Origin of the sequence: Bradyrhizobium sp. IAR9 (assembly GCF_013408065.1) — a bacterium.
GTDB lineage: Bacteria > Pseudomonadota > Alphaproteobacteria > Rhizobiales > Xanthobacteraceae > Bradyrhizobium.
The window spans coordinates 89,566-104,449 of record NZ_JACBZW010000021.1; the positions used below are offsets into that span (position 1 = coordinate 89,566).

12 protein-coding genes are annotated in these 14,884 nt (G+C 65.2%); 5 read left to right on the forward strand and 7 right to left on the reverse strand.

The annotated features are described in order from the left end of the window. Positions 1-6 precede the first annotated feature (6 nt). Positions 7-2,112 carry a S9 family peptidase gene (locus GGD67_RS36715; RefSeq protein ID WP_179739749.1) on the forward strand — a complete coding sequence of 702 codons (2,106 nt, stop codon included), beginning with the start codon at positions 7-9 and terminating at the stop codon, positions 2,110-2,112. 201 nt (positions 2,113-2,313) lie between these two features. On the opposite strand, the gene GGD67_RS36720 is transcribed toward GGD67_RS36715, so the two are convergent. From GGD67_RS36720 to GGD67_RS36745, 6 genes are all read right to left on the reverse strand, one after another. Further along, positions 2,314-3,405 carry an SMP-30/gluconolactonase/LRE family protein gene (locus tag GGD67_RS36720; RefSeq protein ID WP_179739751.1) on the reverse strand — a complete coding sequence of 364 codons (1,092 nt, stop codon included), beginning with the start codon at positions 3,403-3,405 and terminating at the stop codon, positions 2,314-2,316. A gap of 76 nt (positions 3,406-3,481) precedes the next feature. Beyond that, positions 3,482-4,201, reverse strand: coding sequence for a ribonuclease activity regulator RraA (locus tag GGD67_RS36725; RefSeq protein WP_179739753.1), 720 nt, complete (start codon positions 4,199-4,201; stop codon positions 3,482-3,484). 9 nt (positions 4,202-4,210) lie between these two features. After that, entirely contained in the window at positions 4,211-5,950 is a 1,740-nt protein-coding gene (araD, locus tag GGD67_RS36730) for an L-arabinonate dehydratase (protein WP_179739755.1), read from the reverse strand. Then, a complete protein-coding gene (locus GGD67_RS36735; RefSeq protein ID WP_179739756.1) occupies positions 5,947-6,810 on the reverse strand; it encodes an ABC transporter permease in 864 nt (287 codons plus the stop codon). The genes araD and GGD67_RS36735 overlap by 4 nt, the downstream gene beginning before the upstream one ends. Before the next feature lie 10 nt (positions 6,811-6,820). Beyond that, a complete protein-coding gene (locus GGD67_RS36740; RefSeq protein ID WP_018321609.1) occupies positions 6,821-7,582 on the reverse strand; it encodes an ABC transporter ATP-binding protein in 762 nt (253 codons plus the stop codon). Continuing rightward, a complete protein-coding gene (locus GGD67_RS36745; RefSeq protein WP_092263098.1) occupies positions 7,582-8,601 on the reverse strand; it encodes an ABC transporter substrate-binding protein in 1,020 nt (339 codons plus the stop codon). Before GGD67_RS36745 ends, GGD67_RS36740 begins: the two co-directional genes overlap by 1 nt. Positions 8,602-8,694: 93 nt before the next feature. On the opposite strand from GGD67_RS36745, the gene GGD67_RS36750 reads away from it, so the two are divergent. The 3 genes from GGD67_RS36750 to GGD67_RS36760 all read left to right on the forward strand — a co-directional run bounded on the left by GGD67_RS36750 (position 8,695) and on the right by GGD67_RS36760 (position 13,580). After that, entirely contained in the window at positions 8,695-9,408 is a 714-nt protein-coding gene (locus tag GGD67_RS36750) for a GntR family transcriptional regulator (RefSeq protein WP_179739758.1), read from the forward strand. A 187-nt stretch (positions 9,409-9,595) separates the two neighbouring features. Next, positions 9,596-10,015 carry a response regulator gene (locus GGD67_RS36755; RefSeq protein WP_018321612.1) on the forward strand — a complete coding sequence of 140 codons (420 nt, stop codon included), beginning with the start codon at positions 9,596-9,598 and terminating at the stop codon, positions 10,013-10,015. Further along, complete coding sequence (locus tag GGD67_RS36760; RefSeq protein ID WP_179739760.1) at positions 9,993-13,580, forward strand: PAS domain S-box protein; 3,588 nt, start codon at positions 9,993-9,995, stop codon at positions 13,578-13,580. Before GGD67_RS36755 ends, GGD67_RS36760 begins: the two co-directional genes overlap by 23 nt. 161 nt (positions 13,581-13,741) lie before the next feature. Here GGD67_RS36760 and GGD67_RS36765 read toward each other — a convergent pair whose 3' ends face one another. After that, the gene (locus tag GGD67_RS36765; RefSeq protein WP_026202588.1) at positions 13,742-14,377 is read right to left on the reverse strand and encodes a response regulator transcription factor; all 636 of its coding nucleotides are present in this window, start codon (positions 14,375-14,377) and stop codon (positions 13,742-13,744) included. Positions 14,378-14,527: 150 nt separating this feature from the next. On the opposite strand from GGD67_RS36765, the gene GGD67_RS36770 reads away from it, so the two are divergent. Continuing rightward, positions 14,528-14,848 carry a hypothetical protein gene (locus tag GGD67_RS36770; protein WP_179739762.1) on the forward strand — a complete coding sequence of 107 codons (321 nt, stop codon included), beginning with the start codon at positions 14,528-14,530 and terminating at the stop codon, positions 14,846-14,848. Positions 14,849-14,884: the final 36 nt, after the last annotated feature.

Sequence of the window (14,884 nt, forward strand, 5' to 3'; positions counted from 1 at the left end):
GACCGAGTGACACAAGCCAAGACGCCTTCCCAGCCCCCCGTCGCCCCGCGCCGGCCGCATTCCTTCACGCGGCACGGGATCACCGTGACCGACGACTATGCCTGGCTGAAGGACGCGAAATGGCAGGAGGTGCTGCGCGATCCCAAGGTGCTGGATCCCGACATCCGCAAATATCTGGATGAGGAGAACGTCTACACCGAGAGCCTGCTCGGCCACACCGCATCCCTGCAGAAGACGCTGGTGCGGGAGATGCGCGGACGGATCAAGGAGGACGATTCCAGCGTGCCCTCGCCCGACGGCCCGTTCGCCTATTTCCGCAGGTTTCGCGAGGGCGGACAGCACGAGCTGTTCGGCCGCATGCCGCGCGACGGCGGCGACGGCGAGATCGTGCTCGACGGCGACGCGCTCGCCAAGGACCACAAATATTTCAGGTTCGGCGGCAGCCGGCACTCCTACGATCACAAGCTGCAGGCCTGGAGCGCCGACACCAAGGGCTCGGAATATTTCTCGATCCGCGTGCGCGACTGGGCAACGGCCAGGGATCTCGACGACGTGGTCGAGGAGACCGATGGCGGCGTGGTCTGGGCCGCGGATTGCAAGAGCTTCTTCTATGTGAAGCTCGACGACAATCACCGGCCGATGCAGGTGTGGCGGCACCGGCTCGGCACCAAGCAGGCCGACGACACGCTGATCTATGAAGAGCAGGATGCCGGCTGGTTCACCCATCTGCACGAGAGCACCAGCGGCCGCTTCTGCGTGATCGCCGGCGGCGATCACGAGACTTCGGAGCAGCGGCTGATCGATCTCGCCAACCCCGAGGCGCAGCCGCGCCTCGTCGCGGCGCGCGAAGAAGGCGTGCAATATTCGCTGGCCGATCGCGGCGATCAGCTCTTCATCCTCACCAATGCCGACGATGCCATCGACTTCAAGATCGTCACGGCGCCGCTCAATTCGCCCGAGCGCAAGAACTGGCGCGACCTGATCCCGTATCGTCCCGGCATCTACCTCATCGACCTCGATCTCTATGCCGGCCATCTGGTGCGGCTGGAGCGCGCCAACGCGCTGCCGGCGATCGTGATCCGCGATCTCGCCTCGAACGAGGAGCACGCCATCGCCTTCGACGAGGCCGCCTATTCGCTGGATACGATGGGCTCCTACGAATTCGAGACGACGAATCTGCGATTCGCCTATTCGTCGATGACGACGCCGTCGGAAGTCTATGACTACGACATGGTCAAGCGCACGCGCACCTTGCGCAAGCGCCAGGAGATTCCGTCGGGCCACGACGCCGCCGATTACGTCACCACCCGCATCACGGCAAGATCGCATGATGGCGCCGAGGTGCCGGTGTCGATCCTCTACCGCCGCGGGCTCAAGCTCGACGGCACGGCGCCGCTGCTGCTTTACGGCTACGGCTCCTACGGCATGGCGATGCCGGCCTCCTTCAACGCCAACCGCCTGTCGCTGGTCGACCGCGGCTTCGTGTACGCCATCGCCCATATTCGCGGCGGCGCCGACAAGGGCTGGGGCTGGTATCTCGACGGCAAGCGCGAGATGAAGACGAATTCGTTCGACGATTTCGCAGCCAGCGCCCGCGCGCTGATCGATGCGAAATACACCAGCGCAAAACGCATCGTCGGCCATGGCGGCTCGGCCGGCGGCATGCTGATGGGCGCGGTCGCCAATCGCGCCGGCGAATTGTTCGCCGGCATCGTCGCCGAAGTACCGTTCGTCGACGTGCTCAACACCATGCTCGACGACACCCTGCCGCTGACGCCGCCGGAATGGCCGGAATGGGGCAACCCGATCGAGAGCGAGCAGGATTTTCGAACGATCCTGTCCTACTCGCCCTACGACAATGTCGCGGCAAAGGACTATCCGGCGATCCTGGCGATGGGCGGCTTGACCGATCCGCGCGTCACCTACTGGGAGCCCGCCAAATGGATCGCGCGCCTGCGCGCCACCATGAGCGGCGGCGGCCCGGTCCTGCTCCGCACCAATATGGGCGCCGGCCACGGCGGCGCGTCGGGCCGATTCGACCGGCTGGATGAGGTCGCGATCGTCTATGCGTTCGCGCTGTGGGCGGCGGGGATGGCGGAGGCTGGGGTGTAGCCACATCCACCGCCGTAGCGACATCCTCCGCTGTCGTCCCCGCGAACGCGGGGACCCATACCGCGTGATGTATCGGTGGAAGGCGAAAGCAGTACCGGCGAAGATTTCTTAACTGCAAGTCTTCGCCAAATTGCTCCCTGGGGTTATGGGTCCCTGCGTTCGCAGGGACGACGGTCTTGTAGCGCGGGGAGAGGCGAAGACTCACACCGCCCCGTGCGCCTCGACATACAGCGCATACACCGAATGGCTGCTCGCCATATAAAGCCGGTTGTTCTTCGGGCCGCCGAAGCAGAGGTTGGCGCAGCGTTCGGGCAGCTTGATGAAGGCGAGCGGCTTGCCGTCCGCGTTGAACACCATGACGCCGTCGAGATCTTCCGGCTTGGCCCTGAGCTGAAACACCTTGCGGCCGCCGACATCGGTCGGCTCGCCCTGCAGCGCGCCGTTGGAGCCCCAGCCGCACCAGAGATTGCCGTCGCGGTCGACGCGGAAACCGTCCAGCGAGCCCTGGTCGGCGGCGTCGATCAGCTTGGTCTTGCCGCTGAGCGAACCATCGTCGCCGACATTGTAGCTCCAGATGCTGCGGTTGGGCGTGCCCTTCCATTCGACCACATAGAGCTTCTTCTCGTCCGGCGAGAAGGCGAGGCCGTTCGGATTGACGAGGTCGGTGAGGACGGCGGTGATCTTGCCGTCCTTGGCGATGCGGTAGACGTTGGTGGTGGCCTGCTCGGCCTTCTCCTTCTTGCCCTCCCACTCGCCGTTGATGCCGAACAGGGGATCGGTGAACCAGATGCTGTCGTCGGACTTCACCACGATGTCGTTCGGCGCGTTCAGCCGCTTGCCCTCGAACTTGTCGGCGAGCACGGTGACCTTGCCATCCTTCTCGGTGCGGGTGATGCGGCGGGTGACGGAATGCTCGCAGGTGACGAGACGGCCCTGGCGGTCGCGCGCATTGCCATTGGCGTAATTGGCATTGGCGCGGAACACGCTGGTCTGCCCGGTCTTCTCGTCGAACTTCATGATCCGGTTGTTGGGAATGTCGGAGAACAGGAGATAGCCGCCCTCGGGGAAATAGGCCGGGCCTTCGGCCCAGCGCATGCCTGATGCGACCTGCTCGACCGTCGAGGAGTAGAGCCGGTATTTTGTGAAGCTGGGATCGAGGATCTGGACGGCGGAGTCGGGGTAGCGCTGGTTGGGAGTGAACGGGAACGACTGGGCGCCGGCGGCGCGGGCCAGAAGCGTGGACGCCACTGCTGCGCCGGCGCCGGCCACGAGATTGCGTCGCGTGAAATTCATAAAATCCTCCCTGGGTGATAAAAGGCCGGCGCTTGATGTGGCCGGCCCGTTTTCTTGACTTGGTTTGGCGCTGGCCTTACCGGCCGTTCTTCTTCCGCCACGCCGCGAAGTCGGTGAGCGTCTGCGGATCGGTGGCGGGATAGAGACCGAAGATGCCGCGCCCCTTGCCGACCTCCTCGGTGACGAAATCCTCGAACGCCGTCATCTCAAAGGTTTCGTTGGCGATCTCATCGGCGAGATGCGCGGGGATCACGATGACGCCATCGGCATCGCCAAGAATGACGTCGCCGGGAAACACCGGCGCATCACCGCAGCCGATGGGGACGTTGATCTCGATCGCCTGGTGCAGCGTGAGGTTGGTCGGCGCCGACGGGCGATGGTGATAGGCGGGGATGCCGAGCTTGGCGATCTCGGCGGAATCGCGAAAGCCGCCGTCGGTGACGACGCCGGCGACGCCGCGTTTCATCAGGCGCGTCACCAGGATGGCGCCGGCCGAGGCCGCGCGCGCATCCTTGCGGCTGTCCATCACCAGCACCGCGCCCGGAGGGCAATCTTCGACCGCCTTGCGCTGCGGATGCGAGCGGTCCTTGAACACGTCGATGGTGTTGAGGTCCTCGCGCGCCGGCATGTAGCGCAGCGTGAAGGCCTCGCCGACCATGGTCGGCTGGTCGGCACCGAGCGGATGCACGTCCTGGATCATCTGGATGCGCAGGCCGCGCTTGAACAGCGCGGTGGCGACGGTCGCGGTGGAGACCGATTTGAGTTTTGTGCGGGTGGCTTCGCTGAGTTCTGACATGTGCGTCCTTTAGTAAATCGACGGCTCGCCGATTGGCGCGCCGAAATCGGTCTCGAGGAAGTCGAAGTCGCAGCCGTCATTGGCCTGCTTGATGTGCTTGGTGAACATCCAGCCGTAGCCGCGCTCGAAGCGGCGCTCGGGCTGCTTCCAGGCGGCGCGGCGTTTTTTCAGCTCGGCTTCGGGGACGTCGAGATTGATGGTACGCGCGGCAACGTCGAGCGTGATGCGATCGCCGTTCTGCACCAGCGCCAGTGGGCCGCCGATGTAGGATTCCGGCGAGACGTGCAGGATGCAGGCGCCGTAGCTGGTGCCGCTCATGCGCGCATCCGAGATGCGCACCATGTCGCGCACACCCTGCTTCACCAGTTTCGTCGGGATCGGCAGCATGCCCCATTCCGGCATGCCCGGCCCGCCCTGCGGCCCGGCATTGCGCAGGATCAGAATGTGATCCTCGGTGACGTCGAGATTGGGATCGTCGACCGCCTTCTTCATCGAGGGGTAATCGTCGAACACCAGCGCGGGTCCGGTGTGCTTGAGGAAGCGCGGCGCGCAGGCGCTAGGTTTGATCACGCAGCCGTCGGGCGCGAGATTGCCCTTGAGCACGGCGAGCGCGCCCTCCTTGTAGATAGGGTTGTCGATTCCGCGGATCACGTCGTCGTTGTGGACTTCGGCGCCCTCGATATTCTCAGCCAGCGTCTTTCCGGTCACCGTGATGCAGTCGAGATGCAGATGCGGCTTGATCTGGCCCATCAGCGCCGGCAGGCCGCCGGCATAGAAGAAGTCCTCCATCAGATAGGCATCGCCGCTCGGCCGCACGTTGGCGATCACGGGCACCTTGCGGCTCGCAACCTCGAAATCGTCGAGGCCGATGTCCTGACCGGCGCGGCGGGCCTGCGCGATCAGATGGATGATCGCGTTGGTCGAGCAGCCCATCGCCATCGCGACCGCAATGGCGTTTTCGAACGCCTTCCGGGTCTGGATCACCTTTGGCGTCAGATCTTCCCACACCATCTCGACGATGCGTCGGCCGCATTCAGAGGCCATGCGGATGTGATTGGCGTCGGCAGCGGGGATCGAGGAGGCGCCGGGCAGCGTCATGCCGATTGCTTCGGCAATCGCCGTCATGGTCGACGCGGTGCCCATGGTCATGCAGGTGCCGTAGCTGCGGGCGATGCCGGCCTCGATGTCGAGCCAGTCCTTGTCGGAAATCTTTCCGGCGCGGCGCTCGTCCCAGTATTTCCAGCCGTCGGAGCCGGAGCCGAGCGTCTTGCCCTTCCAATTGCCGCGCAGCATCGGGCCGGCCGGCAGATAGATCGCCGGAATGTTCATCGAGGTCGCGCCCAGCAGCAGCGCTGGCGTGGTCTTGTCGCAGCCGCCCATCAGCACCACGCCGTCGACGGGATGGCTGCGCAGCAGCTCCTCGGCGTCCATTGCCAGCAGATTGCGATAGAGCATGGTGGTGGGCTTGAGCAGCGATTCCGATAGCGACAGCGCCGGCAGCTCCAGCGGCAGGCCGCCGGCCATCAGGATGCCGCGCTTGACGTCGTCGACGCGCGACTTGAAGTGCATGTGGCAGGGCTGCGCATCGGACCAGGTGTTGAGGATCGCGATGATCGGGCGGTCCTTCCACTCCTCCGGCGCGTAGCCCATCTGCATGGTGCGGGAGCGGTGGCCGAACGAGCGGAGATCGTCGGGCGCGAACCAGCGCGCGCTGCGGAGCTGGTCGGGCGCTATTTTCTTCTTGGTCATGATTGGGTGCCCCATTTCTGCACGGTGTTCCGCTCGATGGCGCGGAAGATCAGGTTCTCGACAAAGAGCCCAATGATGATCACCGTCAAGAGGCCCGCGAACACCGCGGGTATGTCGAGCAGATTGCGGTTCTCGAAGATGAACCAGCCGAGGCCGCCCTGCCCCGACGACACGCCGAACACCAGCTCGGCCGCAATCAGCGTGCGCCATGCAAAGGCCCAGCCGATCTTGAGACCGGTCAGGATCGAGCCGAACGCCGCGGGGATCAGGATCTTTGCCACATAGGGCAATCCGCGCAGGCCGTAATTGCGGCCAACCATGCGCAGCGTGTTGGACACGCTCTTGAAGCCGGAATGAGTGTTGAGCGCGACCGGCCACAGCACCGAGTGGATCAGCACGAAGACGAGGCTGCCATTGCCGAGCCCGAACCAGATCAGCGCAAGCGGCAACAGCGCGATCGCCGGCAACGGATTGAACATCGCCGTCACCGTCTCGAGGAAGTCGGTGCCGATCCGAGTGGAGATCGCGAGCACGGTGAAGATCGCGGCGAGCACGATGCCGGCGGAATAGCCCATGAACAGCACTTTCAGCGACGTCCAGGCCCGCATCGGAATGGTGCCGTCCTTGACGCGGTCGAACAGCGTGATGGCGGTATCGTGCAGCGTCGGGAACAACAGCGGATTGTCGAGAGCGACGCCGTAGGCTTCCCAGACCGCCGCCAGGAACAGGATGATCACCGACTTGCGGACGAAGCCGTCGTTCCACAACAGCTCGAGCACGCTCAGCTTGCGCTCGACCTCGCCCGCGGCTGAACTGGCGGCGGCCGGCTCGGCCCGCAGCAATATCTTGGCTTCGCCCATCAGAGGCTCCTCAGTGCGCGGTGGCTTCGCCGGCGAACAGGAGATCGTGGATCTCCTTCTCCAGCCGGCCGGCGCTGCCGTCCTCGTTCGAAACCTTGTCGACGTCGATCACCTCGGCCTTGACGCGGCCGGGATGCGGCGACAGCAGCAGGATGCGGTTGCCGATGCGAATCGCTTCCGCAATCGAATGGGTCACGAACAGCACGGTGAATTTGGTCTCGCTCCAGAGCTGGAGCAGCTCGTCCTGGCAGGTCCGGCGCGTCAGCGCGTCGAGCGCCGCGAACGGCTCGTCCATCAAGAGGATGTCGGGCTCCATCGCCATGCCGCGCGCGATCGCCACACGCTGCTTCATGCCGCCGGACAGCGTGTGCGGATAGGCATCGACCACGCGGGTGAGGCCGACCTTCTCGATATAGGCCCGTGCCTTGGCCTCGGCGTCCCTGCGCGACAGTTTTCGCGCGGTCAGCAGCGGAAACATGACGTTGGCGAGCACGCTCTTCCAGGGCAGGAGCTGGTCGAACTCCTGGAAGATCATCATGCGGTCGGCGCCGGGACCGTGGATCTCGCGATCGCCGATGGTCATGCGGCCCTCGCTCGGGGTCATGTAGCCGCCGACGGCCTTGAGCAGGGTCGACTTGCCGCAGCCGGAGGGACCGAGCAGCACGAAGCGGTCGGATTTGTCGACCGTGAAACTCACCCTCTCGGTGGCGGTGACGACTGCGCTGGAGGTCTTGTAGCGCAGCGTCACGGAGCTGACGTCGAGCAGCGCCATCAGTTGCCCTTCAGATCGTGCGCGACGGGGAGATAATAGTCCGTCCAGGCCTTGGGCTGGCTCTTCAGCGTGCCGGTCTTGAACAGATGCGCGGCGAACTTCATCGTGCCCTGCGGCTCGAGATTCCACTCCATCATGCCGGGCTCCTTGAGCAGATCGAGCAGCTCCTCGACCGAAGTCTTGTCGCCGGTGATCTCCTTGTAGATCTCGACCGCCTGTTTCGTGTCGCTGCGGATCAGGGCCTGCGCTTCCTTGGTCGCGTCGCGCACGGCCTGGATGATCTTCGGATTGGCCTCGGCGAACTTGGTGGTCGTGAAGAATTGCGCCTGACTGAGCGGCCCGCCCATCACGTCGGGCGATGAAAGCACGATATGCGCGCCCGGCACGTTCTTCAGCTCCAGGAAGGTGAACGGCGGGATCGAGAAGTGATTGTGCACCTCGTGCTTCGGGTTGGACAGCGCCGCATAGGCGTCGGGATGGCCGAGCTGCACGGTGTTGGCATCCAGCTTCGACCATTGGTCGGCGCCAAAGGCCTCGGCGGCTGCGATCTGCAGCACGATCGCCTGGGTGGAGACCTTGACGGTCGGCACCGCGATCTTGTCCGCCGGGCCAAAGTCCTTGATCGACTTGATGTTGGCGTCGCGGCTGATCAGCGTCATCGGCTGTGCCGAAGTCGCGACGATACCCTTCACCCCGCCGCGGGTGCGGTCCCAGAGCAATAGAAGATTGCCGGTGCCGGTGTTGAGGATGTCGACGCCGCCCGCGAGCAGCGCATCGGTCTGCGCGCCGCCGCCGGAGAAAGTGATCCATTTGGTGGTGATGCCTGCGAGGCCGAGTGAAGCTGCGTGCTTCTCGATCAGCTTCAGCTTCTCCATGATGTGGCTCGGCATGTAGAAAATGCCGGGCTGGCGCGACAGCGCGATCTCGGATTTCTGCTGCGCACGCGCCGGCGAAGCCGCCAGCACGGTTGCGACGATCAGGGCGATGGCGGCAGCGCCACGCTGGAATTGCTTGATCATAATTGTTCGTTTCCTCCGGCCGCCATTGACGAGCGATCTGCTGATGCACTAATGCATTAGTGCATCAAAGGCAAGTCTGCCGGAGCCGTTGCCATGGAAACAGCCCATCCCGCGCCCCGCGCGGCCCGCCCCGGCGCGCGGCTCGACCGGGCTCGGCAGGCCGCGCCGCAGGTGTTCGAGCGGCTGCGCAACGCCATTCTCGCGCTCGAACTGCCCCCGGGCTCGCCGCTGTCGCGCACCGATCTCGCTGCGCAATTCGGCGTCAGCTCGACGCCGATCCGCGACGCCCTGATGCGACTCGAGGAAGAAGGGCTCGTGGACGTGTTTCCGCAGCACGCGACCGTGGTCAGCCGGGTCGATGTCGGCCGCGCCGAGCAGGCCCATTTCCTGCGCCAGGCGCTCGAGCTCGAAATCGTCCGGCTGCTCGCCGAGCAGCATGACCAGGCCCTGGTCCTCCGCCTGGACCATGTGATCGCGCTTCAGCAGCAGTTCGCCAAGGCCGGCGATTTCGAGAGCTTCATCGCCGCCGACAATGATTTTCACGCCCAGCTTTATGCTGCCGCTGGCAAGCAGGAGCTGTGGACGCTGGTGCGCAGCCGCAGCGGACATATCGACCGGCTGCGCCGGCTGCACTTGCCCTCGCCCGGCAAGGCCCAGAACATCGTCCGCCACCACAAGCTGATCACCCGCGCGATCGAAGCCGGCGACCCCGACGCCGCGCAACAGCATCTGCGAAAGCACCTATCGGGCACGCTCAGCGAGCTCGACAAGATCCGGAGCCATTATCCGGAGTATTTGACCGATTAGACAGATCACCAGCCTGGCGACCCCCCTATGCACGTAACCGTGCATAATCATGCTTCCCTTGGGCGAGCATTCACCGGGCACTCGCGAAGTGCTTGCAGGCCGGGCGGAATCCGCGCAACAATTTCGTCTTTGATGGTTTGATTTGCGGCCGGTGGGGACGTCCTGTCCGGCCCGGAGGAATTCAGACGTGGCCAACATCCTGATCGTGGATGACGACCCGGCCGTTCAAATCACGATTCGGCTGCTCCTGGAGAGGGCCGGTCATCACGTCACGGTCGCCGGCGATGGCCGCAAGGGACTTGCGCTGTTCGAGGCCAGCCGGTTCGACCTCCTGTTTCTCGACATCTTCATGCCCGGCATGGACGGGCTGGAGACAATGCGTCACATCCGGGTGCTGGCTCCGGCCATTCCGATCATCGTCATTTCCGGCCGCTCGATCACGCCGGACGCCTATGCGGAACCGGACTTCCTGAAGATGGCGACCAAGCTCGGCGCGGTGGCAAGTCTGCAAAAGCCGTTCCGGCCTGACGCCCTGCTTGCCGCTGTCGATGGCTGCCTGAAAGCAGGCGCGCCGGAGGGGTCCGATGTCAGCTCCGGCCACCGATGAAGGGCGCGCCGCGGCTCCAGGCCAGACCAGGCGTGGTCATCCGGGAAGCTCTGCGAACATCCGCTTGACCCTCGCAACGCGGCTGGCGATCGCGATGATCCTGCTGGTGGCGGTCACCGTGGCCGCAGTCGGATGGCTCGGCTTTCGCAACACCACGCAAGCGGTGATTCCGCGCGTCCTGGAGCGGGTCGGGGCCCAGTCGCGCCTGCTCGCGGCCAATCTGGAATCCTATGTTGCCGGGGCCCGCGGCGATTTGATCGGCTATCGCTCTGCCGCGGCGATCAATGGCCTGATCCGCGCTCACGTGGCCGGAGGAATTGACCCTTCAGACGGCGTCTCGGAGCAAACCTGGCGCGAGCGTATCGCCACGCGGCTCGCGGCCGAGATCGAGGCCAAACCCATCTACGGGCAGTTTCGCATCATCGGTCTCGACGACGATCAGCGCGAGCTGGTCCGCGTCGACCGCTCTGGCCCGAATGGAACGGCACGGATCGTCCCCAGCGGCGAACTGGAGCGCAAGGGCGAACGAACGTACTTTGAGGACACGATACGCCTGGCGCCGGGCGAGATTTACGTTTCACCCATCGATCTCGCGACCCGCCAGGGAGGCACCACCGCCCTGCACGTTCCGACGCTGCGGGTCGCAACGCCGCTGTTCACGCCGGATGGCAAGCCGTTCGGGATCATCATCGCCAATATCGACATGCGTCCGGCGCTCGACCGCGTCCGCGCGACATCGACCTCGGGGGGCGAAATCTACGTCGTGAATTCGCGCGGCGACTATCTCGTTCATCCGGATCGCACGCGAGAATTCGGCGCATTGCATGATCGTCCCAACGACTGGCGCAAGGACTTTCCGTATTTTGGTGCCGGTACGCTGGAGGGATCCACGCGCCTCATGACCGACGGGTCGGGCCGGCCGAGCGGGGCGGCGATCGCGCCGGCGCTGCTCGTGGGCAAAGAATGGGTCGCAATCATCGAGACAATCCCCGCGCCGGTGTTCGGCCTCGTACCGGCGGCGATTCAAAGAACGTCCTTACTGGTCGGTATCCTCGCTGTCCTCGCCGCGGCCTTACTCGCGGTGCTGCTTGCGCGCTCGCTAACTCGTCCGATCGGTCGCCTGACCGCGGCGGTGGAGGCCATCGGCAACGGACGGCCAGCCGACATCCCCGTCGATGCCAGCGGCGAGACCGGCGTGCTGGCGCGGGCCTTCGCCCAGATGGTCGAAGAGACGCGGGCGAAAACGGCAGCGCTCCAACGCGAGATCGTGGAGCATCGCCGCACCGAGGCCGCGCGAAGCCATCATGCGGCGCGGGAGCGCTTGTTCAGCGCTGCCGTCGAATCGTCCGACGATGCGATCGTGATGCAGACGCTCGACGCCATCATCACGGGCTGGAATCCGGCCGCCGAGCGGCTCTATGGCTATTCGGCGAGTGAGGCGATCGGGAAATCCACCGCGATCATCGTGCCGCCCGACCGCCGCGAGCATGGCAAGGGCTATCTGGCGCGGATCGCGCGGGGCGAGCCGATCGAGCGGTTCGAGACGGTGCGCCTGCGCAAGGACGGCACGCCGGTCGAGATCTCACTCAGCCTCTCGCCGATCAGGGGGCCGTCCGGCGAGATCATCGGCGTCTCCGGGACCGCGCACAGCCTCACCGAGGCGCGGCGGGCCGAGCGGCAGCTGCAGCAGCAGCTCGAAGAGCGCCGGCAGATCTTCGACACCTCGCAGGATCTGATCATGGTCATGGACCCGCGGGGCCATGTCGCGCAGATCAGCCCGAGCAGCGAGACCATTCTCGGCTACCGGCCGGACGAGATGATCGGCCGCAGCGGCGCGGACTTCATTCATCCCGACCATCTGGCACAATCGCGCGAGGACATGCGCGCGATGCGGCGCGGCGAGCGCCCCAAGCTCGGCGACACCCGCTGCTTCCACAAGAACGGGCACGAGGTCTGGCTGTCCTGGCTCGGCAACTGGTCCGAGCAGGCGCAGCGCTTCTTCTTCGTCGGACGCGACATGACGGAAGCGCGGCTCGCGCAGGAATCGCTGCGCGAGAGCGAGCGGCTCGCCCGCAACATCGTCGAGACCTCGCTCGACGCCTTCATCCAGACCGACGAGACCAGCAGCATCCTGAACTGGAACTCGCAGGCCGAGCAGCTGTTCGGCTGGCGCCGCGACGAGGTGCTCGGCAAGAGCACGATCGACCTGATCGTCGCCGAGAGCGAACGCGAAAGGGTCAGGGCCGGTCTGAAGCACTTCCTGGAGAACGAGGGCGACAGGACGCTGAACCGCCGCCGCGAGCTGATGTGCCGCCGCCGCGACGGCAAGGAATTCAAGGCCGAGCTGAGCGTCACCGCGCTGAAGCGCCGCGAAGGCCTGCTGTTCAACGTCTTCTACCGCGACCTCACCGACAAGATCGCCGCCGAGGAGCGCATCCGCCATGCCGAGAAGATGGAGGCGGTCGGCCAGCTCACCGGCGGCGTGGCGCACGATTTCAACAACATCCTCACCGTCATCACCGGGACGATCGAGATCCTCGCGGAAGCCGTCGAGAAGGAGCCGCAGCTTGCGGCCATCACGAAGATGATCGACGAGGCCGCCGCGCGCGGCGCCGATCTGACCCAGCACCTGCTGGCCTTCGCGCGCAAGCAGCCGCTCCAGCCGCGCGAGATCGACATCAACTCGCTGGTCGTCGACACCGCGAAGCTGTTGCGGCCGACGCTGGGCGAGCAGATCCAGATCGAATCGGTGTTCGAGGACGAGAATTGCGTCGCGATCGTCGATCCCAACCAGCTCACCACCGCGATCCTCAATCTCGCGCTCAATGCCCGCGACGCCATGCCCGGCGGCGGCAAGCTGATCGTGGAGACCGGCGCCGCCTATCTCGACGAGGTCTATGCCAGCGGCAACGACGTCCGTCCCGGCCATTACGTGCTGATCGCCGTGAGCGACACCGGCACCGGTATCCCTGCGAACATGCTGACCAGGGTGTTCGACCCCTTCTTCACCTCGAAGGGACCGGGCAAGGGCACCGGGCTCGGGCTGTCGATGGTCTACGGCTTCATCAAGCAGTCCGCAGGCCACATCAAGATCTACAGCGAGGAAGGCCACGGCACCACGATCAAGATGTACCTGCCACCCGGCACGACGCCGACAGCGGTCGGCGAGGGCGTGACGCCGGCGACGATCGAGGGCGGACACGAGACGATCCTGGTGGTCGAGGACGACCGGCTGGTGCGCGACTACGTGCTGGCGCAGCTGCATGCGCTGGGTTACGTCACCTTGCAGGCCGCGAATGCGGCCGAGGCGCTGGCGATTGTTGCCGCCGGCAAGCCGTTCGACCTGCTGTTCACCGACGTCATCATGCCCGGCAAGATGAACGGACGGCAGCTCGCCGACGAACTGATGAAAACACGCCCCGATCTCAGGGTGGTCTACACGTCGGGCTATACCGAGAACGCGATCATCCATCACGGCCGGCTGGATTCCGGCGTTCTGCTGCTGGCCAAGCCTTATCGCAAATCGGATCTCGCGCGGATCATCCGCAAGGCGTTGAGCGCTTGAGGCGCAGCTCCGTGTCCCGGACAAGGCGTAGCGCCCTGGCGCTGCACCGCAGAGCCGGAACCCAGAACTGTCAGCGGTGAGTTTGGAGAGATGGGCCCCGGCTCTGCAGCGCATCACTGCGTGACGCGCTGCGTCCGGGGCACGAAGAGAGAACCAGCCGCCTACGACGCGCGCTGGGCCGCGGTCATCACGATGCGGATCAGATCGGCGGCGTTGCGCGCGCCGAGCTTTTTCATGATGTTGGCGCGGTGATCCTCGATGGTGCGCGGGCTGATGCCGAGGGTGCGGCCGGCTTCCTTGTTGGACGCACCGGAGGCGAACTGCTCGAGCACCTCGCGCTCCCTGCGCGTCAGCGGCTCGCGCCCGGGGAAGTGCAGCGAGCCGAATTTCGGCGAGGCGTTCTCCGCCTGCCTGCGCGCATAGGCGCCGATCGCCTCGTCGAGCCGGCCGACGATCTCGCTGCCGCGGAACGGCTTCTCGATGAAGTCGAGCGCGCCGCTCTTGATCGCGCCCACCGCCATCGCGATGTCGCCCTGCCCAGAGATCATGAAGATCGGCGCCGGATAATCCTCGCCGTGCAGCTCCTTCAGGATGTCGAGGCCCGACTTTCCGGGAATGTTCACGTCGAGCAGGATCGCAGCCGGTGTGCGGTTTCGCGCGACGGAGAGCAGCGCTGCGCCGTCCGCAAAACAGATCACCTCATAGCCCGCCGCCTTCAACACCATCGACAGGGTGTCGCGAACGGCAGGGTCGTCGTCGACCACGAAGATTTCACCGCGAGAGCTTTGTTCGGCCATGTGCCACATCCAGTTGGCATGAAGGACTCGCGTCCGCGCCAAACCGTTATGGCGTTCGGCGCGGATTCGGCCCACCCGTATTTGTACGGGACATGGACTTAACGCACAAGTAGCGGCAGGGTGCCTAATTGCGGGGTACGGAGAATATCCATGCTAAATTTCGTTGGCACACCCCCGCTCATCGCGATGCCTGAAACTGACAGCCGTCAGTTGATCGCTGCCGATCTTCGCGCCCTGATCACACGGATCGAGAGCAGCATGCGCCTGATCGACGCAGCCATGATGGAAGCTGGCCTGCTGGAAATGGGTCTGGCGCACGACGATAACGGCGATCGGGCCGGTTCCGCCGACATTTTCGTGCTCGACGACGTCACGCCGCGCTATGCGACGGCGAGCGCCGCTCTCAACGCCTGCCGGGCGGGCCTCGGCCACGCCCTGCAATGTCTGTCGGAAACCGGCACCCCGGCATAGAGCGCGATCAGCGGCACGCCGGCCGCATCCATCGCA